Raw genomic sequence first — 20691 nt, 5'->3', positions numbered from 1 at the left:
AATACAACGTGTTTTTGTCATTCTGACGAAGGAAGAATCTCAACGCAAAAAAAAGTTTAGATTCCAACGGAATGACAAAAGCAGTAAAAATATCTAAAAAACAGATTCTTCATTTCACTTCGTTCCATTCTGAATGACAAAAGAAATTTTTATAAAAATTACCGCTGTAATTTTTCGCCATAACTCAAATCTCCTGCGTCACCCAAACCTGGAGTAATATAACCTTTTGAAGTTAGTTTATCATCAATTACACCCACCCAAAGTTTTGCATTTGGGTATGCATTTTGAATAGTTTCTATGCCTTGTTTGCTCGCAATTGCTGCAACAATATGCAATTCTGTCGGTTTTCCGTGTTCCAATAAATCTTTTAAAGCTTCAATTAAACTGGCGCCCGTTGCAAGCATTGGATCTGCAACAATTAAAGGTCTTCCGTTTAAATCTGGACAAGTTAAATAATCTTGTTTTATAGAAAAATAATCATTCGCATCGTGCTTTCTGTAAGCTGCGACAAAACCACAGTCTGCTTTATCTAAATAATTTAAAATCCCTTGAAATAATGGAACGCCTGCTCTTAAAATAGTTGTAATAACGGGTTGTATCGCAATTTCTTGAGAAGTAATTTTATCTAAAGGTGTGGTGATTTCTATCGTTTTTTGTTCTAAAGTTTTACTGATTTCAAATGCTGCAATCTCACCGATTCTTTCCATATTTCTACGAAATTTCATTCGGTCTTGTTGAATTTCTACATTTCGTAAATCGTTAATCCAAGAATTGACGAGTGAAAAATTTTCAGAAAGAATTTTGAGCATAACTATTGATTTGTTAATTTGAAGATGTGATGATTTGCTAATTTCGGAAAAAGATTTTAAATAGCTATATTTTTTTTGAAGTAGAAATAATCTTTGAAAGTAGTTTTTGAATACTGAGTAACTGTGTTTTTAACTCTAAATCAAAGGGGTAATTTTCAGATTTTTCGCAAAGTAAAAGCCAATATTCTGATTCTCTTGCTTCTTTGTCCGCAATTTTTAATTTATGAATGAAATCGGCTCTGCTTTCTGCACTTTGTGCTTCAAATATATTTGCGCCGACAGAGGTTCCAGATTTTAATAATTGATTTGCAATTATAAATTTTCTTTCAGCTTCAAGTCTCGAAGTAAATTTAATAATATTAACAGAAAACTCAATGCTCAATTCCAAAACCTCATTTCTTCTTTCCATAAAAATAGATATTTCAGTATTTAATTTTTAATTCATCAAATCAACATATTGTCACATCATCTTATTTTTGGCGGAAGTAAATCTCAATCGGAACGCCCGTAAAACCAAACTCGTTTCGAAGTTGATTTTCTGTAAATCTTTTGTAAGCTTCTTTCACGTATTGCGGCAAATTGCAGAAAAATACAAATTGTGGTGACGGCGTTGGAAGTTGAACGCAATATTTTATTTTTATATATTTCCCTTTGTTTGCAGGCGGCGGCGTTTTTTCAAAAATTGGTAACATCACTTCATTTAATTTTGAAGTTTTAATGCGTTTTTTTCTGTCTTCGTAAACTTCCATAGCAACTTCAACTGCTTTTAGAATTCTTTGTTTCGTTAAAGCGGAAACAAATAAAACAGGAATATCTCTAAATTGCCCCAATCTTTCTTTTATTTTTTCTTCAAAATCACGCATGGAATTTGTGGTTTTATCTTCCACTAAATCCCATTTATTGACTAAAATAACAATTCCTTTTCGGTTTTTTTGAGCGAGCCCAAAAATATTCATATCTTGACTTTCCCAACCTTGCGTTGCGTCAATCATAATGATTACAACATCAGAAAACTCTATAGAACGAACGGCGCGCATTACAGAATAAAATTCTAAATCTTCTTTTACTTTGGCTTTTCGGCGCATTCCGGCTGTATCAACCAAAACAAATTCATGCCCGAATTTATTATATAAAGTTTGAATACTATCACGAGTTGTTCCTGCAATATCGGTTACAATATTTCTATTATCGTCTAAAAGCGCATTTGTTAAAGTAGATTTTCCCACATTTGGTCTTCCTGCAATGGTAATTTTGGGTAAACCTTCAAATGGATCTTTGTATTCTGTAGTTGGAAAATCTTTTACCACTTGATCTAATAATTCACCAGTTCCAGAACCTGTTGCAGAAGATAAAGTATAATATTTTTCTACACCTAATTGGTAAAATTCTGTTGCTGGAAGTTCTTCTTTGGAAGAATCTACTTTATTCACAACCAAATATAAAGGCTTATTAGCTTTTCTTAGAAGTTCAAATATTTCTTGGTCGGTATCATTTAAACCTTCCTGAACATTTACCATAAATATAATTGAAGTGGCTTCTTCCACAGCAAGTGCGACTTGTTTTCGGATTTCAACTTCAAAAACATCTTCTGTTCCAATGTCGTATCCTCCTGTATCAATTACGGTAAAATCTACACCATTCCAGTCAGATTTCCCATAATGACGGTCTCTTGTAACGCCTGCTTCAGAATCTACAATGGCTTCTCTACGTTCTAAAAGTCTGTTGAATAAAGTGGATTTTCCCACATTTGGTCGGCCGACAATGGCTACAATATTTGACATAAAATTTTGTTTAATAAATTAATTATTAATGGGTTACTTCAAGTATTGAAGCCCAAAAATTTTTGCAAAGGTAAGTTTAAATTTGTAATTTCCCACAATATATTATATCATAGAATTTTTAGGGAAATTGTCATCAAATTTTTTTAATTTTAGTTAATAAAAAATAACCATGAAAAAAGTATTAATTGTTTTATTAGTTGTGTTTGTGATTATTCAATTTTTTAGAATTGATAAAACTAATCCTCCTGTAAATACTGGAACGGATTTTTTAGTAATTAAAAATACCCCAGAAAACGTGTCAAAAATAATCAGAACTTCTTGTTATGATTGCCATTCAAATGAGTCGAAATATCCGTGGTATTCAAATATTCAGCCTTTTGGATGGTTTTTGAAGAATCATATTGATGAAGGAAGAAAACATTTTAATTTCTCTACTTTTGCAACTTATACTCCAAAGCGACAAGCCCATAAATTATTTGAAGCCGCAGATGAAGTGGAAAAAGGATATATGCCTTTAAATTCTTATGTATTGTTACATTCTGAAGCTGTTCTAAACGCAGAACAAAAAACGATACTTATTAATTATTTTAGAAAAATTGAAAATGACACAAGAATTAGCAATAATTTACCACCAGAAGAAGCTAAAGTTAAAAAATAAATTATTTTGAATATTGAAAATAAATATGTTGTTTTTTATGATGGAGATTGTGGTTTCTGTAATTTTTGGGTGGGCTGGATTTTAAAAAATGATAAGAAAAATCAGTTTTTATTCTCTGCTTTACAATCAGAATTTGGACAAAAATTTCTTTCAGAGAGAAATTTAAACACAGATCAATTCAATACATTATATTTATTTTCACCTGGTAAATTTTATCTTATGAAATCTTCTGCAGTTTTAAAAATTGCAAATATTTTGGGTGGAAAGTTTTCATTTCTAAGAATTTTTAAGATAATTCCGAAATTTCTGAGTGATTATGTTTATGATTTTATTTCTAGAAACCGTATGAAAATGGCTTCTGCAAAATGTTATTTACCTACTGCAGAAGAAAGAAAAAAGTTTATTGAAAAGATTTAAAGATTAGATGATTCCTTTTATTGTTTTCAATTAAAATTGTCTAACGCTCCATTTGTCAGTATCTTTGCAGAAATTTAATTATTGCAATGTCAGATATTATTTTAAATACAATTCCAGAAGCCATTGAAGATCTAAAAAATGGCAAAATTATAATCGTTGTAGATGATGAAAATCGTGAAAACGAAGGTGATTTTCTTTCTGCTGCGGAACTTACAACACCAGAAATCATCAATTTTATGACTATTTATGGGCGTGGTTTAATTTGTACGCCACTTCCAGAAGCGCGTTGTGACGAGTTGGGTTTAGATGTAATGGTTACAAGAAGTAGCGATCCGAAAGAAACGGCATTTACTGTTTCTGTAGATCTTTTGGGAAAAGGCGTTTCAACAGGAATTTCTGCGGGAGATCGTTCTAGAACAATTTTAGCTTTAATGGATAAAAATATGAAACCGGAAGATTTTATGAGACCAGGTCATATTTTCCCACTACGTGCAAAGAAAGGTGGTGTTTTAAAGAGAGCAGGTCACACAGAAGCAGCGATAGATTTAACAAAATTAGCGGGATTAAAAGAAGGCGGCGTAATTTGTGAAATTATGAATGACGACGGATCGATGGCAAGACTTCCAGAACTTTCTATACTTGCAAAAAAACATGATTTAAAAATAGTTTCAATTGAAGATTTAATACATTATCAATTAAAAAAAGGGGATTTAATAGAAAGAATAGAAGAGAAAGAAGTGAAAACTTTTTATGGAGATTTTAATTTTTATGCATTTAAAGAAACGAGTACAGATCAAATTCACTTTGCATTAACAAAAGGAAGTTGGGTAGAAAATGAACCAGTTTTGGTTCGGGTGCAATCTTCTAATTCTTATTTTGATGTTTTAAGTAGATTGAATACTGGTGAAAAACCATTGTTAGAAAAGGTTTTTGATATGATAAATAAAGAAGGAAAAGGTGTTGTTATTTTTATTAATAATGTATCTAATTCAGAAAATACATTGAGAAAACTGCAACAGTTTTTAGATTTTCAAAATGGGCAAGAAGCTCGTCCAACTTTGTCTTCCAACTTTCATGATTATGGTATTGGAACTCAAATCCTTAAAAACTTGGGAGTGAATAAATTTAGAGTAATTACACAAAATCCAAATTTAAAACCAATTGTTGCGGGTTATGGTGTTGAAGTTTCTGAAATGGTGCAACTTTAATTTTAAAAAAATATAAATAAAAAAGCAGGAAAATAATTTCCTGCTTTTTCTTTCGTAATATATTTGATGTGTTTATTTAATAATCATTTTTGTTACTGCATTTCCTTTTTCTGTTTTTAACTGAATTATGTACATTCCAGATTTTAAATTATTTAATGGTAAAACTTGCGTTCCGTTATCTAAATCTGCTTTTGCTGTTTTAATTAATTTTCCACTAAGATCATAAATAGCAATTGCACCATTTTTAGCATTATTTAATTTTAATCTTGCTTCATTATTTGTAACTGGATTTTGCTCTAATTGAATTTTAACTGAATTATTATTTGCATTAGTTTCATCCGTTGCTAAAGCACCAGAAGGTTGGTTTCCTAAAATAATAAATTCGCCTGGTTGCAAAGAAACTGGTGTAGTTGTAGCTGGGAAATTTCTTGCAGAATTATCCATCAAATTATACCAAGTTCCTGCATAAGGTAAATCAGGGGAGATATTTTTAGTAGTTAAGTCAAAATTAGCTAAAATCACTACATTTTTTAATTTATTTGCTTCTAATGAATTATCATAAATATAAATTCTTGGAAGCAGATTGCCAGAATCTATTGAAAATGTTTTTGTATCAAAGACAGGATTTGCTAATCTAATTTGTAAAATTTTTGACCAAGTGTCGTAAACTGTTTTTCTTACAATATCTTGATCGTAACCTAATGAAAATGCAACTGGTTTTTCAGCTAAACGACAATCGTTGTTGATTGTTCCATCTGTACATCTGTTAATACTAAAATCGTATCCTAATTCTCCAAATTGCCAAATCATTTTTGGACCAGGAATAGTTAAGAAAATTGCGGCATAAGCTTTTTGTCTTTGTAAAGCTGTCGCTAAATCTTTTACATTATAAGTTCCGTTTGTTGCGCCATAAGAAAAGTCTTTAAACATTAATCTTTCTTCATCATGGCTTTCTCCATAAGCAATATTTCTTCTGTCTGTAAAACCGTGAGTGGTGTAATTTGCACGAGAAATTCCACTATTTGTTGAATATCCCATTGTATTTTGACCGTATTCATCCGTCATTTTATTCCACATCATTATTCCTTTTCCTTCATTTATTCTATAATTTGCCCATTGTTGTTCTTCAGAATCAGTTCCTAAATGTTCAAAAATTACGTAAGAGTTGGGATCTACCGCCCATTGATCATCTGCATATCCTTTTAAAATATCTACACGATCTTGTTGGTAAGAATTTGTACAACTTTCATCTGAAGGAGAACAAGCTTGCGTAAATCCTTTAGTTAAATCCCATCTGAAACCATCTACTTTATATTCATTTATCCAATGAGTTAAAACGCGGTTTACATAATATTTTGTTTCAGCTTTTGAGTGGTTTAAATCATAGAAAACACTATAAGAATGTTTTGCAGTTTGGTTAAAATACGGATTATTAGCAGCTACCGGTCCATATCCAGTTCCGTCATCTACCATCCACATTCTCTCCAATGGAGATTGTCCAGTAGCGTGATTTAGTGCAATATCTAAAATCACAGCAATTCCATTTTGATGGCATTTATCTACAAATTCTTTGAATTTTTCTGGAGTTCCATAAGCTTTGTCTAATGCATAATGAAAAGCAGGATTATAACCCCAAGAATTATTTCCATCAAATTCCATAATTGGCATTAATTCTATTGCATTAACATTTAATCCTTTTATATAAGGGATTTTATCAATCATAGATTGCCAACTTCTCTCTGCCGTAAAATCTCTTACTAAGGCTTCATAAACAATTAAATTTTGTTTTGAAGGTTTCTGAAAATTAGTTACCGTCCAGTTATAAGCTGGTTTTGCAGTTTGAATTATTGAAACATCAAATTTCTGTCCCGCAGGATAAGTAGGCAAATTTGGAAAAGTAGTTGCAGAAATATAAGGATCATCATCTGGTGATAAAACCATTGGTGAATATGGATCCGCGACTTTCACACCATCACTTGTTCTATATTGAAAAGTGTAAATTTGTTGTGAAGTAAGTCCTGTAATTTCTATCCAATATAAATCTGGATTTGCAGTATCTCTTTTCATTAAATAATTGCTGCTTACAGCCCAATTATTAAAACTTCCAATCACATGAATATAAGATTTAAGTGGAGCATAAAGTGCTAAACCAACTTTCGTAGCATCCGCTGGATCATAATTTATTCCCTGTTTTATATAAGCAGGAATTGCAGCAGTTTGTACCGCAGGTGTATTTCCTAGACTAAATGTTGAAGTTAATACCGAATTATCTACCGGATTTGTAGCAGTTAATTCCATATTATTATCTCCATTTACGGTAAAACCATAATTGTTATATGTATTTGTTCCTGTTTTTGTATCCACCACATTTCCATTTGCTTTTAAAACCCAATTTGCAGATATGGATGTTTTGTATTGAATGGGATAACTTCCGCCCGTAGAAACAAAAGTGACACTTCCACTTTTTGGATTTTGATTAATAAATTGAAATGCACCAATATTTTGGAAATAATCAATAGTTTGAACCGTTCCTCCGAGATTTTTTAACAAAAATCCCATTTTATTAATTCCATTTCTGGCAAAAAAGGTATTTGGTACAAATGTAAAAGTGTAATTATCTGCACCTGCATGGTAGGTAAATTTATTTGTGGCAGTAGAAGTGCTAAATGAAGCGCCATTTGTGGGGCAATCTTTTTGTGTTCCAGTTGCTGTATCAAAAGACCAAGCCCACAAATAAAGATCTTTTGTTCCCCATGTTGCTTGGTTTATTGCACTTCCAGGAACAGTAAGTGTTACACTTTGGTCTTCATTAAAAGTAGCTGGAGTAAAGCTATAAGTTATATTCTGTTTTTGTGAAAAAACAAGTATTTGTATAAAAAATACAAAAACAAATGTGTATAATTTTTTATGCATAAATTTAATTTTAAAGGTAAATATATATATAAAAAGTTGAATGAATAAAAGAAAAAAATTATTTAACTAATTACTCTTTTTGAGAAATTAATTTAAGTTTTTTTGTTTGCAAATTTTTATTATTCAAAAATCCATAAAAAAGTTTTCTTTTGGTAGGTGTAATTTGCGAAAAATCACTTTTGCTTCAAGATTTCTATCTTTTTCTTACAATTTTTTTTTACAATTTTTTTAAATGAAAAGCTTAAAATACTATTCTTTCCAAAATTTAGAAATTGAAATTTTAAGTTTATTAATAACTAAAAAGTTAAATACAGAAATATTATCTTTAATTTTATTTAAAATATGAAACAGAAGTTTATAAAAAATGAAATCAGAGACTTTGTACTAAACATTATAAAACAGAAAATTGAAAGGCAAAGTCGCTTTTTAGAATTTACTTTAGAGGCAAGTCGAGAAGTAAAGAAAACCGCAAAATATGATTCTATACGAGAAGAAATGCAAGCGGAAATTTATCATATGCAAAAACAACAATCGTTTTTGAATGGATTACGAACGGATATGGCAAAAGTGAACAATATATCTACTGAAATCATAAAATTAGGTGCAATCGTTATTACCAATAAAGCGAGATTTTATATTTCAGTTGGTTTAGGAGAATTCTTTTTTAATGGAGATCGTTTCTATGCCATATCCGAAATAAGTCCGATGGCGCAGATTATGAAGGGAAAGAAAGCAGGCGACTCTTTCGTATTAAATAATATTTCTCAAACTATAGAAAATGTAATTTGATATTCTAAAATAGTGATTTTAGAACTATATTAGAAATCCAAAGAAAGTTTTCTTTTGTCTATTTTTGTATTCTGAAATTATTTATGGAAAATATACATATACTTAAAAAAATTATTGAAGACCGAAAAAGTCATTATCCAAAAGACTTTTTACCCGGTGAACTAAAAGAAGGAACGATTGATGAAATTTTATATTCTGCACAATTTGCACCAAATCATAAGAAAACCAAACCATGGCGTTTTCAGGTTTTTCAAGAATTAGATAAAGAGGTTCTGGGTGAAGAAATGGCAGAGATTTATAAAAATTCAGTTTCCGAAGAACACTTTTTAGAAAAAAAATATTTAGACATTCAGAGGAAAGTTAATGCTTCTGCTGCTATTATTACTATTTCTGTAAACTTCAGCGGACTTTTACCCGAATGGGAAGAAATTGCTGCAACGGCAATGGCTGTTCAGAACATGTATCTTACTTGTACTGCTTTAGAAATTGGCTGTTATTGGAGCACACCTGCGGTAAAAGAAGAACTCGGGAAATTTTTAAACTTAGAAGAAAATCAAAAATGTATTGGTTTATTTTATGTAGGAAATATTTAAATTTATTTTTGTCATTCAGAGCGGAACAAAGTGAAGCGAAGAATCTTTTCTATTTATGTTATTAAAATTATAAATGACGTTTCTGTTTTATATTAAAAGATTCTTCACTCCATTTCACTTTTTTCCATTTCGTTCGGAATGACAATCAAATTTATTTTAACTTTAAAGAGGAATATTTAAGATCTTAAATCATAAAGCTTTTGTTCTTTTTGTACTTAAAACTTCCTGAATTTTTATTTAAAAATTAAATGTTTGTAAAATCTAATTTTTTCTTATCTTTGCGCACTTAATAATTAACGGGACGAGTTCCCAAAAACTTAAAATTATATGTCAGTAAAAATTAGATTACAAAGACACGGTAAAAAAGGCAAACCTTTTTTCCACATTGTAGTAGCAGACGCAAGAGCAAGAAGAGATGGTAGAATGATTGAAAAAATCGGGAGTTATAACCCAGTTACCAATCCAGCAACTATTGAATTAGATGTAAATGCAGCTGTAAAATGGCTGAACAATGGTGCGCAACCAACAGACACAGCCAGAGCAATTCTTTCCTACAAAGGAGCAATGTACAAAAAACATCTTCTTGGTGGAGTTGCAAAAGGTGCATTTGATGAAGCTGAAGCAGAGAAAAAATTCAATACTTGGTTAGAGCAAAAAGCAAAACAAGTAGAGGGAAAAAAATCTAACTTATCAAAATCTAAAGCAGAAACTAAAAAAGCAGCTTTAGAAGCAGAAGCTAAAGTAAACCAAGGTAGATTAGATGCAGCAGCAAAACTAGAAGCAGATGCAAAAGCTGAAGCCGATGCGAAATTGGCAGAAGAAAAAGCAGCAGCTGACGCAAAATTAGCAGAAGAAAAAGCGGCTGAAGAAGCAGCAAATACTCCTGCAGAAGAGGTTGTTGCGGAAACTCCAGCGGAAGAAAAAACAATCGCAGAAACTGCAGCTAATAAAATAGGTGAAGCAGTAGCAGTTGTTGAAGACGCTGTAGAAAGTGTGAAAGAAACTGTAGCAAAAGTAGCAGATGCGGTTACCGGAAATTCTGACAAAGAAGAAGAAGGAACTGACGAAGCAAAAGCTTAATAAATTAGTCTGTGATGCGAAAAGAAGATTGCTATTTTTTAGGCAAAATCACTCGTAGACACGGTTTGGCTGGAAACGTAATCCTGAAATTGGATACAGACCAACCAGAATTTTACAAAAATTTGGAATCAATATTCGTTGAAATCAACGGATTATTGGTTCCTTTTTTTATTGATAAATTGGGTTATTCCAAAAGAGATACACTCAATCTTTCCTTTAAAAATTCTACTGAAGCTTTGGTGGATCAAAGTATTGGTAGAAATGTTTTCCTTCCCATGGAAACTTTACCACCACTTTCAGGCAAAAAGTTCTATTATCACGAAGTAATTGGTTTTGAAATTAAAGATCAAAATGACCAAACTTGCGGGATTATCAAAGAAATAAATGATTCAATTACGCAGCATTATTTCATTTTAAATCTTAACGGAAAAGAAGTCATTATTCCAGTAATTAAAGATTGGATTTTGGAAGTCAACCGCGAAGAAAAATTCATAAAAATGCAGGTTCCAGAAGGACTTTTGGATGTGTATTTGATTGATTCTAAGAAAGACGAATAATATAAATTGTTTTTAAAAAATTACGTTTTTTAAATCTATTTTTTTCTAAAATCTTTTTTTCATAAAAACTTTTATCTTTCATTTTAGCAACTTACTTTAAGGTAATTTTTCTTTGAAAAAAATCCTCTTCATCAAGAATTACGCCATTTTTTGTTATATTTGTAATCCTTCATTTAAAGAAACAAAACGCATTAAATTGAAGATTTAAAATATTTTAAAAAACTAATGGAAAAGACAACTATTAAAGAACTTCTCGGAGATTATAAAAAATTAATTCACCACGATATTGTTATTAAAGGTTGGGTTCGAGCATTTCGCTCCAATCGTTTTATTGCTTTGAACGATGGATCAACAATTAATAATTTACAAATAGTTGTCAATTTTGAGGATTTCAGTGAAGATTTAATTAAAAATATTCACACCGCAACTTCTTTGAAAGTAACGGGCGAATTGGTAGAAAGTCAAGGAGCTGGACAAAGCATTGAAATTTTAGCAAAAAAAATTGAAATTCTTGGTGATAATTTTTTCGAAGAAATGCAAACCACGATTCTACAACCGAAGAAACATAGCTTGGAGAAACTTCGTGAACAAGCACATTTGCGTTTTAGAACCAATCTTTTCGGGAGCATTTTTAGAATTCGCCATTCGGTGAGTTTTGCGATTCATCAATATTTTAATCAGCATCAATTTTTTTATTTAAATACTCCGGTAATAACTGGAGCAGATGCAGAAGGCGCAGGCGAAATGTTTGGCGTGAGTAATTTTGATTTAAATAATTTGCCAAAGACCGAAGAAGGAGAAATAGATTTTGAGCAAGATTTTTTTGGAAGAAAAACAAATTTAACAGTTTCTGGTCAACTTGAAGCAGAAACTGCGGCGATGGGATTGGGAAGAGTTTATACTTTTGGCCCGACTTTTAGAGCAGAAAATTCTAACACTACAAGACATTTAGCCGAATTTTGGATGGTAGAACCAGAAGTTGCATTCAATGTTTTAGAAGATAATATAGATTTGGCGGAAGATTTTTTAAAATATGTGATTCAGTATGTTTTAGATAATTGTAAAGATGATTTAGAATTTCTTGATAAACGTTTTGCCGAAGAGCAAAAACAAAAACCTGAAAAAGATAGAGCAAAAGAAGGTTTAATAGAAAAATTAGAAAACGTTCTTTCAAAACGTTTTAAACGAGTGAGTTATACAGAAGCCATTGAGATTTTAATGAATTCTAAAGAGAATAAAAAAGGAAAATTTCAGTTTCCGGTTGAATCTTGGGGAACAGATTTACAATCGGAACACGAGCGTTTTTTAGTCGAAAAGCATTTTGAAAGTCCTGTGGTTTTATTTGATTATCCGAAAGACATCAAAGCATTTTATATGCGTCAAAATGACGATGGAAAAACGGTTGCAGCAATGGACGTTTTATTTCCAGGAATTGGCGAAATTATCGGAGGTTCTCAAAGAGAAGAGCGTTTTGATTATTTAAAAAATAGGATGCAAGAAATGCATGTGGATGAAAAAGAACTTTGGTGGTATTTAGATACGCGGAAATTTGGTTCTGTTCCACATTCTGGTTTCGGTTTGGGATTAGAAAGATTGGTGCTTTTTGTAACGGGAATGACAAACATTCGCGACGTAATTCCTTTCCCAAGAACGCCCAAAAATGCGGAGTTTTAGATAATTTACATTTAAACTAAATCACTTTAAAAGTGAAAACTAAAATATGTTAAAACAAAATTTTCAATTAAAAATGGGGCAGAAATTAGCGCCTCAACAAATACAGTTGATGAAACTTATTCAGCTTCATACGATGGAATTTGAAGAAGAATTAGAACGTGAACTGGAAGAAAATCCTGCTTTGGAAAAAGTGAAAGATGAAAACAAAGAAGAAGATTTTAAAGAAAAAGAAGATTTTAGCGATGAAGGAAATGAAAGTATAGATACCGATTTTGATGTAGATGAATATATTTTTGATGATGAACCTGCCTATAAAACCAGTTCAAATAATTATTCTGCCGATGATGAAGAATTTGATAGTCAAGCACTTTTAACCGAAGGACAATCACTTTATGATTATCTTTTAGAACAAATTCGATTGAGCGCCATTGATGATGAAGATTTAAATATTGCAGAATATCTCATAGGAAATCTTGATAATGATGGATATTTGCGCCGAGAAATAAAAGCAATTGTAGATGATTTGGCTTTTTCACGTGGACTTTATACTACGACAGAAAAAGTAACTGAAATTTTAGAAAATTACGTTCAAAAATTAGATCCACCTGGAGTTGGAGCGAGAGATTTGAGAGAATGTTTGCTCTTACAAATTGAAAAACGCGTGACAGAGGATAAGACGATATCTTTAGCTGCCAATATTTTGCAAACTCAGTTTGATGCTTTAACTAATAAACATTACCAAAAAATTATTCAGAAATTTGGGATTACAGAAGAGGATCTAAAAGCAGCTTTAGAAGAAATTGGAAAGCTTTCGCCGAGAGTTGGAGGGAATTACGACACACAAACCGTTACAATTAACCAAGAAATTATCCCTGATTTTTTAATTCAAATAAATGAAAAAGGGAAAAAAGGCGCAGAAGTTATTGCAACTTTAAATAGTAAAAATGCACCTAGTTTAAGAGTTTCTAGTGAGTATAAAGATATTTTGAATACTTATTCTCATGACAAAAATTCTAAAGAACATAAGCAAGCCGCTCTTTTCATTAAGCAAAAATTAGATGCCGCAAAATGGTATATCGATGCAATAAACCAACGGCAAAATACTTTGTTACAAACCATTAATGCAATTATCAGTCTTCAAAAAGATTATTTTTTAACGGGAGATGATAAATCTTTAAAACCAATGATTTTAAAAGATGTTGCAGATATTACAGGTTTTGATATTTCTACAATTTCAAGGGTTGTAAAAAGTAAATATGCAGACACACCAAACGGAATTTTATATTTAAAAAGTTTATTTTCAGATAGTTTAACTAATGATGATGGTGAAGAAGTTTCTACGAAAGAAATAAAAACCCATTTGATGGACATTATTGATAAAGAAAATAAAAGGAAACCGCATACAGACGATGCTTTGGTGAAATTATTAAAAGAAAAAGGCTATAATATTGCACGAAGAACGATTGCGAAGTACCGGGAACAATTGAGTATTCCTGTAGCGCGATTGAGAAAGGAACTTTAAAATTAAGAAGATAAAAGTTTTTAAACTTATTCTTCTTCAATTTTCCGTAATTCAGTTAAGTTTTTACTTAGCTTTTTCATAATTATTCCATATACAATTTTGTAATAAAGCCAAATTAAACCTACGCTAAACAAAGTTGTTATACTCAAACCAACAATAAAACCAATTAACGTAGGATGCGTTAATGAAATGTTTTGTTCAGAAAAAATTCGAAAAATATAGGCCGTTAAAATTACTGTGAAAAGTATAAGTAGAAAAATATTAGTAATAATAAAGGCATTTACAGTTTTCCGAAATTTCACAATTTGTAGTATAAAAAGTTTCAGATTATCTTGAACTTTTATCTTCTTATAATTGAGATAAAATTGCACCACAAAAAAAGCAGTAATTAATAAACTCACAATTTTTAAACTGAAATAAAGTTGTTCAAAACTTTGTTGTAACTGCGGCGTTTCATTTACTCCTAATTTTTTTAAAATATTAAAAAAACTGTGGTCGCTTTCTGAACGAAAAATATATAAAATACCTAGACTAAAGAAGACAAAAAATTCTGCAAGAGAAATCCAAAAAATATATTTCACATAATTGCGTGAGTTTTTATGCAACATTTGAGCGATTTCAGTTTGCTGATATTTTGGTTGAACTTCTTGTTCTTGCCAAGTTTTCTTAAAATTATCTAAGTTAAAATCAGACATTTTTTTCCATTAATTCTTTTAAAACTTTTTTTAGACGATTCATTTTTACACGAGCATTCACTTCAGAAATTCCGAGATTTTCTGCAATGTCGCGGTAAGGTAAATCATCTAAATACATAGTTACAATCGCACGTTCTATTTTTGGTAATAATTTTATATTTCTATACAAAGCAGAGATTTGCAATTGTTTTTCATTATCATCTTCTAAAATATTTTTTTGATGGAAATCTTGCAATTCGTCTGTTTCTGGTGATTTTTTCTTTTTTCTGAAAATTGTAATCGCCGTGTTTAGAGCCACTCGATACATCCAAGTAGAAATTTTAGATTGACCTTTAAATGTGTCGTAACTTCTCCATAATTGTAACACAATTTCCTGAAATAAATCTTCCTCGTCCTCCAAAGTATTTGTATAGAGCCGAGAAACTTTGATAATCAAACCTTGATTTTCATTAATTAATTGGGAAAATTCTTGCTCTTTGGCGGTCAATTTTTATTTTTTAAAGCTACGAAGATAAGAAAAGACGAATTATATCTATCGCTTAATTTTCTTTTTTTTTAATCAAAAATAAGCCGAAAAGATTTCCGATGATGAATAGTTGGTCCAAATTTTATTAATGCTTCTCTGTGAAATTTGGTTGCGTATCCCATGTTTTTATTCCAGCCATATTGTGGGAATTCTTCATGTAGATTTATCATTAATTGATCTCTGTAATTTTTCGCTAAAATAGATGCCGCTGCAATACTGAGATATTTTTGATCACCCTTTATAATACACTCGTGCGGAATATTTTGATAAGATCTAAATTTGTTTCCATCTACAATGATGAATTCTGGTTTTTGTTTTAAATTATTTAGCGCTTTATGCATTGCCGAAATACTTGCATTTAAAATGTTTTCTTCATCAATAATTGTAGATGAAATCTCTGCAATTGCAAAGTCTAAACTATTATTCTTTATATAATCATCTAGTTCTAATCTTTTTTTAAATGTTAATAATTTTGAATCATTAACAGAATTTTGTTTAAAATTTTTGTTTAAAATAACTGCGGCTGCAACAACAGGACCACATAAGCAACCGCGTCCCACTTCATCACAACCGGCTTCTAAATAGTTATTGGTGTGATTTTTTAATAATTCCATAAAAAGCTTAAGTTTTTAATACTCTAAATTATTAGATAGATAATCTGGCAAATTTATTAAGAATTATTTAACAAAATATTTGGTCATCTTGTAAAAGTTTTGCAAATTTGTGACAATGAAAAATTTAATTTGATATGAAGAAACTAACAACAAGCGTTTTAGCCGTGGTTTTGAGTTCAACATTTGTAGTAGCAAATGCACAACAAAAAAATGACACAGTTAAAACCCAAGATATCGAAGGCGTTGTAGTGACAGCTTTGGGTATTAAAAGAGAAAAAAAATCTCTAGGTTACGCCTCTCAGGAAATAAAAGCAGATGTGCTTTCTGATGGGACAACAAATACAGGTAACATTGCATCCCAGTTATCTGGTAAAATTGCAGGTTTACAAGTAAACACCACAAATAACTTTGCTGGTTCTGCTAATTTATTAATTAGAGGTGTTAAAAGTTTACAAGGAGGTAATCCACTAATCGTAATTGATGGGTCTCCTGTTAATAATTCAAGTACTTATAGTACAGCTTCTAATGTGGATTATGGTAATGCATTGTCTGATATTAATCAGGACGACATTGCTTCTATTAACGTATTGAAAGGTGCAGCTGCATCTGCTCTTTATGGTGAAAGAGGTTTAAATGGTGTAATCGTTATTACTACTAAAAATGGTAGAGGTAAAGAAGATGGTTCTTGGGGTGTAACTTTGTCAAGTTCAGTACAAGGTGGCCAAATTGATAAATCTACTTTCCCAGAATACCAAAATCAATATGGTGGTGGTTATGGTGGATCAACAGGTAATCTAGCAAATGATTTCTATACGGGAACAGGTCCTGGAGGTTTATACTATGTGAATTTTCCGGAAGATGCTTCTTGGGGACCAAAATTTGATCCAAATTTACAGGTTTATGCATGGGATTATTTTGACCCAACATCTCCCAATTATAAAAAAGCAACTCCTTGGGTAGCTGCGAAAAATGGTCCAATCAAATTTTTTGATACTCCATTTTCTTTCTCAAATAGTATTTCATTAGATAAAGGAACTAAAGGAAAAAATATTAGTCTTAGTTTTGATAATTTACAACAAAACGGTTTAATGCCTGGTTCTAAAATTAATAAAAATACTTTCTCTACTAAAATTAATTATGATTTAACAGACAAATTACATGCTTCTGTTTTTTCAACTTTAACACTTCAAAATACTAAAGGTAGAGCAACTACAAACTATTCTGACAATTTCTTGACCGGTTTCAGAGAATGGTGGCAAGTAAACGTTGATGTATTGCAACAAAAAAGAGCTTATGAGCAAAGTGGTCACCAAAATATTTCATGGAATAGAAACAGTGCCGCAGATGGAACAGCTATTTTCTGGAATAACCCTTACTTCCAAGCTTTAGAAAATCAAACTACTGATAGAAGAACAAGATCATTTAGTTATGCTTCCGTTACTTATGATATTTCTAAAAATTTCTCTTTAATGGGTAAAGTGTCTTTGGATAACTCCTATTTATATGCAGAAAACAGATTAGCGGTAGGTTCAATTGCACAGTCTTTTGGTCAATCAGGAAATGGAACAAGTTCTGGTTATGCAAGAACTAATATTGAGCAAAATGAAATTAATTACGATTTATTAGCAAACTATAAGTTTGATATTACTGATAAAATTAACGTAAGTGGAGTTTTAGGAGGTAATGTTAGAAGAAACTATTACAATTCTATTTATAACTCTACTGAAGGTGGTTTAGTAGTTCCAGGTTTATACGCTTTAGGAAACTCTAAAGGTGCAACTTTAGCACCATCTGAAAGTGAGCAAACAACGGAGTCTAACTCATTATTTGCAACAGCTTCATTTGATTTTTACAAAATCTTTTATTTAGATGGAACTTATAGAGTTGATAGAAGTTCAACTTTACCAAAAGGAAATAACGTTTACGGTTATCCTTCTGTAACAGGTTCATTAATCTTATCAGAATTAATTAAACCTTCTTGGTTAAGCTTCTGGAAAGTTAGAGCCAACTACGCAGAAGTAGGTGGAACTGCAAGTGCTTATTTAACAGCTAACCAATATGCTTCTGCCGGTCTTTTCGGTAATGTAGGTTTATTTGGTAACCAAACTAGCTTGCCAAATGCTGATTTGCAACCACAAAGATCAAAAGAGATTGAAGTAGGTACTGAAGTTAGAATCTTAAGAGATAGAGTTACTTTAGATGTCGCTGCTTATAAAACTAATACAACTAACCAAATTATCCCAAGTCTTCCAATTTCTGTTGGTAGTGGTTTAACTGCTGCTTCTGTTAACGCAGGGGAAATTGAGAATAGAGGTATTGAGGTTCAGTTAGGTTTAATCCCAATTAAATCCCAAAATTTCACTTGGGAAATAAATGCCAACTGGTCTAAAAATGAGAATAAAGTTATTACATTATTACACAATGGAGTTTCTGATGTATCTAATTATTTATTAAATTCTTTCCAAGGAGGTGTTTCTCTTAATGCTACCGAAGGTGAAGCTTGGGGTGCATTAATTGGACAAGATTATCAATACATTAATGGGCAACCAGTAATTAGTGCAACTACAGGAAGATATTTAAAATCAGCTGATAAGCACGTAATTGGTAACACTACACCAGATTGGGTAGGAGGTGTTAGAAATAGCTTTAATTACAAAGGCTTTTCATTATCTTTCCTAATTGATGTAAGACATGGAGGTGATATTTTCTCTACCGATATGTATTATGGTTTAGCTACTGGTTTATATCCTGAAACTGCAGCCAACGGCGTGAGAGAAAATGGTATTGTTTGGCCGGGTGTAAATCCAAACGGGCAAGTTAACCAAACGGTAACAGCAAACCCTTCTGGTTTTGGATCTTTAGATGGTTATTATAGAATGCCTGCTGCAAGATTTGTATATGATGGTTCATTTGTAAAATTAAGAGAAGCAAGCATTGGTTGGACTTTGCCGAAATCTCTTCTTGCAGGTACTTTCCTTACAGATGCTAAAATATCTTTAGTAGGTAGAAACTTGTGGATAATTCACAAAAATTTACCTTATGCAGATCCAGAAGCAGTAGTAGGTGGTGGTATCAGAACTTATGGTTTAAGTATTGGTTCACTTCCAACTACAAGAGATTTTGGAGTTAATGTAACCGTTAAATTTTAATAAATAATTTTTTTAAAAAATGAAAAATATATCAAAAATATTATTGGGAACGGTAGTCGCAGCTATGACCTTGTCTTCTTGTACAAGTGATCTTACAGGGCTGAACAATGATCCGAAACACCCAACCTCGTTGCCATCTGGTAATTTATTTGCTAAAGGTCAACAACAGCAATTTTATTATACTTACACGGGAAATGTAAATAATAATAACTATGTGTATTTTACCCAAATGTGGGCTGAAACTACATATACTGATGAAACTAACTATGACATAGTTACTAGAAATCAACCACGTAATACATTTAATAGAATGTATAATGGCGTTTTGAATAATTATGAACAAGCTAGAAAGAATTTAGCAACCGAAGGAGCCGATGCCAATAAATTAGCTTCTATAGAAATTGCTGAAATTAGCGCTTGGGAAAATATAGTAGATACATTTGGAGATGTTCCTTATTCTCAAGCTTTACAAGCTGATCAAGGTCAGTTTGCACCTGCTTATGATGATGCTAAAGCCATTTACACAGATTTATTCAAAAGAATTAATGCTGTAATTCCTACTATTACAGCAGGATCAGGTTATGCTGAAGATTTGGTTTATGGCGGAGATATGACGAAATGGAAAAAAGTGGCTAACTCTATTAAATTAAGACTTGCGCTTAATTTAGCAGATGTAGATCCAGCAACTTCAAAATCTGCCGCAGAAAGTGCAATTGCAAGTGGTGTTATGACTTCAATTGTAGATTCATATTCATTAGCATTTCCAGGCGGAACATTTTCTAATCCTTTCTTTGATGATTTTATAGCATCAGGAAGAAAAGATTTTGTACCAACCACATTAGTTGTAGATATGATGAATGCTAAAATGGATCCTAGACGCACTAATTATTTCATCGAAAATATTACTCCAAATGAGGTAGCTTCAATTACACCACCAGTAACGCCATCTACAACTACAAGTATTACATTAACTGATGCGTTAGTAACTACTCCCGATGCAAATGGGATTATCCCAGTACATGTTGGATCAAAAGTTTATAATTATCAGCCTACTGATACTCAAAAGGGTACGACAGAAAAAGCTACTTTAATTGGAAAAGTTAGTTCCATAAATGGAAAAACGATTACTGTAGATAACGTAGGAACAGTTGCAGTAAAAGATGTTTTAACATTTGATTATTATGTGGGAGGTAAATTTGGTAGCTTAAATCCATTTCCAAATTATACACACTATAATTATGAAACTTGGTTACAACCAAAGGCAGCAGCTAGTCTTTTAAGCTATACAGAAGTTTTGTTTATGATTACAGAAGCAGCTGCCCGAAATTATAATGTAGGAGGTGGAACTGCTGCATCTTGGTACGCAAAAGCAGTTACCAACTCAATGACTGAGCATGGTGTTTCTAGTACAGATGCTGCTACTTATTTATTAGTTCATCCTTATGACGCAGCAAATTGGAAAAAATCGATTGGTGAAGAAGCTTATATTGCTCTACATAATAGTTCTTTTGCTGAATGGAATTTCTCTAGAAGACTAGATTTCCCAGTTTTTGTTAATCCAACTAACTCTAAAACAGCTGGTGTTCCAGTAAGAATGCCTTATTCTGATCAAGAATATGTTTTAAACGCGGCAAATGTTAAAGCTGCTGCAGCTAAGATTGGAGGTGACAAACCTGAAAATAAATTATTCTGGGATAAATTTTAAA

At 31.5% G+C, this 20691-nt stretch carries 17 protein-coding genes and 1 pseudogene; 11 read left to right on the top strand and 7 right to left on the bottom strand.

Features of this window, described 5'->3' with window-relative positions; all coding sequences use genetic code 11:
- Positions 1 to 158: 158 nt before the first annotated feature.
- From upp to der, 3 genes are all read right to left on the bottom strand, one after another.
- The gene (upp, locus tag ACN0WB_RS09270) at positions 159 to 809 is read right to left on the bottom strand and encodes a uracil phosphoribosyltransferase (protein WP_417431070.1); all 651 of its coding nucleotides are present in this window, start codon (positions 807 to 809) and stop codon (positions 159 to 161) included.
- A 64-nt stretch (positions 810 to 873) separates the two neighbouring features.
- The gene (locus tag ACN0WB_RS09265) at positions 874 to 1218 is read right to left on the bottom strand and encodes a four helix bundle protein (RefSeq protein WP_417431068.1); all 345 of its coding nucleotides are present in this window, start codon (positions 1216 to 1218) and stop codon (positions 874 to 876) included.
- Between the two features lie 61 nt (positions 1219 to 1279).
- Positions 1280 to 2590, bottom strand: a complete 1311-nt coding sequence (gene der / locus ACN0WB_RS09260; protein ID WP_417431066.1) for a ribosome biogenesis GTPase Der — start codon at positions 2588 to 2590, stop codon at positions 1280 to 1282.
- A gap of 169 nt (positions 2591 to 2759) precedes the next feature.
- Here der and ACN0WB_RS09255 point away from each other — a divergent pair, with 169 nt between their 5' ends.
- The 3 genes from ACN0WB_RS09255 (at position 2760) to ribB (ending at position 4873) form a co-directional block, all read left to right on the top strand.
- A complete protein-coding gene (locus tag ACN0WB_RS09255) occupies positions 2760 to 3248 on the top strand; it encodes a heme-binding domain-containing protein (protein WP_417431064.1) in 489 nt (162 codons plus the stop codon).
- 6 nt (positions 3249 to 3254) lie between these two features.
- Positions 3255 to 3665, top strand: coding sequence for a thiol-disulfide oxidoreductase DCC family protein (locus ACN0WB_RS09250; RefSeq protein ID WP_417431062.1), 411 nt, complete (start codon positions 3255 to 3257; stop codon positions 3663 to 3665).
- A gap of 86 nt (positions 3666 to 3751) precedes the next feature.
- Positions 3752 to 4873 (top strand): 3,4-dihydroxy-2-butanone-4-phosphate synthase, encoded by a 1122-nt coding sequence (gene ribB, locus ACN0WB_RS09245; RefSeq protein ID WP_417431060.1) that lies wholly within the window; start codon positions 3752 to 3754, stop codon positions 4871 to 4873.
- A 72-nt stretch (positions 4874 to 4945) separates the two neighbouring features.
- On the opposite strand, the gene ACN0WB_RS09240 is transcribed toward ribB, so the two are convergent.
- Entirely contained in the window at positions 4946 to 7786 is a 2841-nt protein-coding gene (locus ACN0WB_RS09240) for an alpha-amylase family glycosyl hydrolase (RefSeq protein WP_417431058.1), read from the bottom strand.
- 342 nt (positions 7787 to 8128) lie between these two features.
- On the opposite strand from ACN0WB_RS09240, the gene ACN0WB_RS09235 reads away from it, so the two are divergent.
- From ACN0WB_RS09235 to rpoN, 6 genes and pseudogenes are all read left to right on the top strand, one after another.
- A complete protein-coding gene (locus ACN0WB_RS09235) occupies positions 8129 to 8575 on the top strand; it encodes a hypothetical protein (protein ID WP_417431056.1) in 447 nt (148 codons plus the stop codon).
- An 83-nt stretch (positions 8576 to 8658) separates the two neighbouring features.
- Positions 8659 to 9168: a nitroreductase family protein gene (locus ACN0WB_RS09230; protein WP_417431054.1), complete on the top strand. Its 510-nt coding sequence runs from the start codon at positions 8659 to 8661 to the stop codon at positions 9166 to 9168.
- Between the two features lie 327 nt (positions 9169 to 9495).
- Positions 9496 to 10035: pseudogene (locus ACN0WB_RS09225) on the top strand (30S ribosomal protein S16); the annotation flags it as partial.
- 227 nt (positions 10036 to 10262) lie between these two features.
- Entirely contained in the window at positions 10263 to 10805 is a 543-nt protein-coding gene (gene rimM / locus ACN0WB_RS09220) for a ribosome maturation factor RimM (protein WP_417431052.1), read from the top strand.
- Between the two features lie 225 nt (positions 10806 to 11030).
- Positions 11031 to 12479, top strand: a complete 1449-nt coding sequence (gene asnS, locus ACN0WB_RS09215; protein ID WP_417431050.1) for an asparagine--tRNA ligase — start codon at positions 11031 to 11033, stop codon at positions 12477 to 12479.
- Between the two features lie 46 nt (positions 12480 to 12525).
- Positions 12526 to 14001, top strand: a complete 1476-nt coding sequence (gene rpoN, locus ACN0WB_RS09210; protein WP_417431048.1) for an RNA polymerase factor sigma-54 — start codon at positions 12526 to 12528, stop codon at positions 13999 to 14001.
- 26 nt (positions 14002 to 14027) lie between these two features.
- Here rpoN and ACN0WB_RS09205 read toward each other — a convergent pair whose 3' ends face one another.
- The 3 genes from ACN0WB_RS09205 to ACN0WB_RS09195 all read right to left on the bottom strand — a co-directional run bounded on the left by ACN0WB_RS09205 (position 14028) and on the right by ACN0WB_RS09195 (position 15836).
- Positions 14028 to 14696 carry a beta-carotene 15,15'-monooxygenase gene (locus ACN0WB_RS09205; protein ID WP_417431046.1) on the bottom strand — a complete coding sequence of 223 codons (669 nt, stop codon included), beginning with the start codon at positions 14694 to 14696 and terminating at the stop codon, positions 14028 to 14030.
- Positions 14689 to 15183 carry an RNA polymerase sigma factor gene (locus ACN0WB_RS09200; protein WP_417431044.1) on the bottom strand — a complete coding sequence of 165 codons (495 nt, stop codon included), beginning with the start codon at positions 15181 to 15183 and terminating at the stop codon, positions 14689 to 14691. Before ACN0WB_RS09200 ends, ACN0WB_RS09205 begins: the two co-directional genes overlap by 8 nt.
- A 68-nt stretch (positions 15184 to 15251) precedes the next feature.
- Positions 15252 to 15836: a ribonuclease HII gene (locus ACN0WB_RS09195; RefSeq protein ID WP_417431042.1), complete on the bottom strand. Its 585-nt coding sequence runs from the start codon at positions 15834 to 15836 to the stop codon at positions 15252 to 15254.
- Between the two features lie 134 nt (positions 15837 to 15970).
- On the opposite strand from ACN0WB_RS09195, the gene ACN0WB_RS09190 reads away from it, so the two are divergent.
- Complete coding sequence (locus ACN0WB_RS09190; protein WP_417431040.1) at positions 15971 to 18985, top strand: SusC/RagA family TonB-linked outer membrane protein; 3015 nt, start codon at positions 15971 to 15973, stop codon at positions 18983 to 18985.
- Between the two features lie 43 nt (positions 18986 to 19028).
- On the top strand, positions 19029 to 20690 hold the full coding sequence (locus ACN0WB_RS09185) for a SusD/RagB family nutrient-binding outer membrane lipoprotein (RefSeq protein ID WP_417431038.1): 1662 nt from the start codon (positions 19029 to 19031) through the stop codon (positions 20688 to 20690).
- Position 20691: the final 1 nt, after the last annotated feature.

The organism is Halpernia sp. (genome assembly GCF_048269545.1).
Lineage (GTDB): Bacteria > Bacteroidota > Bacteroidia > Flavobacteriales > Weeksellaceae > Halpernia.
This window is presented reverse-complemented; position numbering and strand designations above follow the sequence as displayed.

Coding starts and splice junctions, on each gene's coding strand:
- ACN0WB_RS09230 (WP_417431054.1), top strand. CDS start 8,659: ATGGAAAATATACATATACTTAAAAAAATTATTGAAGACCGAAAAAGT.
- ACN0WB_RS09205 (WP_417431046.1), bottom strand. CDS start 14,696: ATGTCTGATTTTAACTTAGATAATTTTAAGAAAACTTGGCAAGAACAA.
- ACN0WB_RS09195 (WP_417431042.1), bottom strand. CDS start 15,836: ATGGAATTATTAAAAAATCACACCAATAACTATTTAGAAGCCGGTTGT.
- rimM (WP_417431052.1), top strand. CDS start 10,263: ATGCGAAAAGAAGATTGCTATTTTTTAGGCAAAATCACTCGTAGACAC.
- der (WP_417431066.1), bottom strand. CDS start 2,590: ATGTCAAATATTGTAGCCATTGTCGGCCGACCAAATGTGGGAAAATCC.
- ACN0WB_RS09265 (WP_417431068.1), bottom strand. CDS start 1,218: ATGGAAAGAAGAAATGAGGTTTTGGAATTGAGCATTGAGTTTTCTGTT.
- ACN0WB_RS09190 (WP_417431040.1), top strand. CDS start 15,971: ATGAAGAAACTAACAACAAGCGTTTTAGCCGTGGTTTTGAGTTCAACA.
- upp (WP_417431070.1), bottom strand. CDS start 809: ATGCTCAAAATTCTTTCTGAAAATTTTTCACTCGTCAATTCTTGGATT.
- ribB (WP_417431060.1), top strand. CDS start 3,752: ATGTCAGATATTATTTTAAATACAATTCCAGAAGCCATTGAAGATCTA.
- asnS (WP_417431050.1), top strand. CDS start 11,031: ATGGAAAAGACAACTATTAAAGAACTTCTCGGAGATTATAAAAAATTA.
- rpoN (WP_417431048.1), top strand. CDS start 12,526: ATGTTAAAACAAAATTTTCAATTAAAAATGGGGCAGAAATTAGCGCCT.
- ACN0WB_RS09255 (WP_417431064.1), top strand. CDS start 2,760: ATGAAAAAAGTATTAATTGTTTTATTAGTTGTGTTTGTGATTATTCAA.
- ACN0WB_RS09235 (WP_417431056.1), top strand. CDS start 8,129: ATGAAACAGAAGTTTATAAAAAATGAAATCAGAGACTTTGTACTAAAC.
- ACN0WB_RS09240 (WP_417431058.1), bottom strand. CDS start 7,786: ATGCATAAAAAATTATACACATTTGTTTTTGTATTTTTTATACAAATA.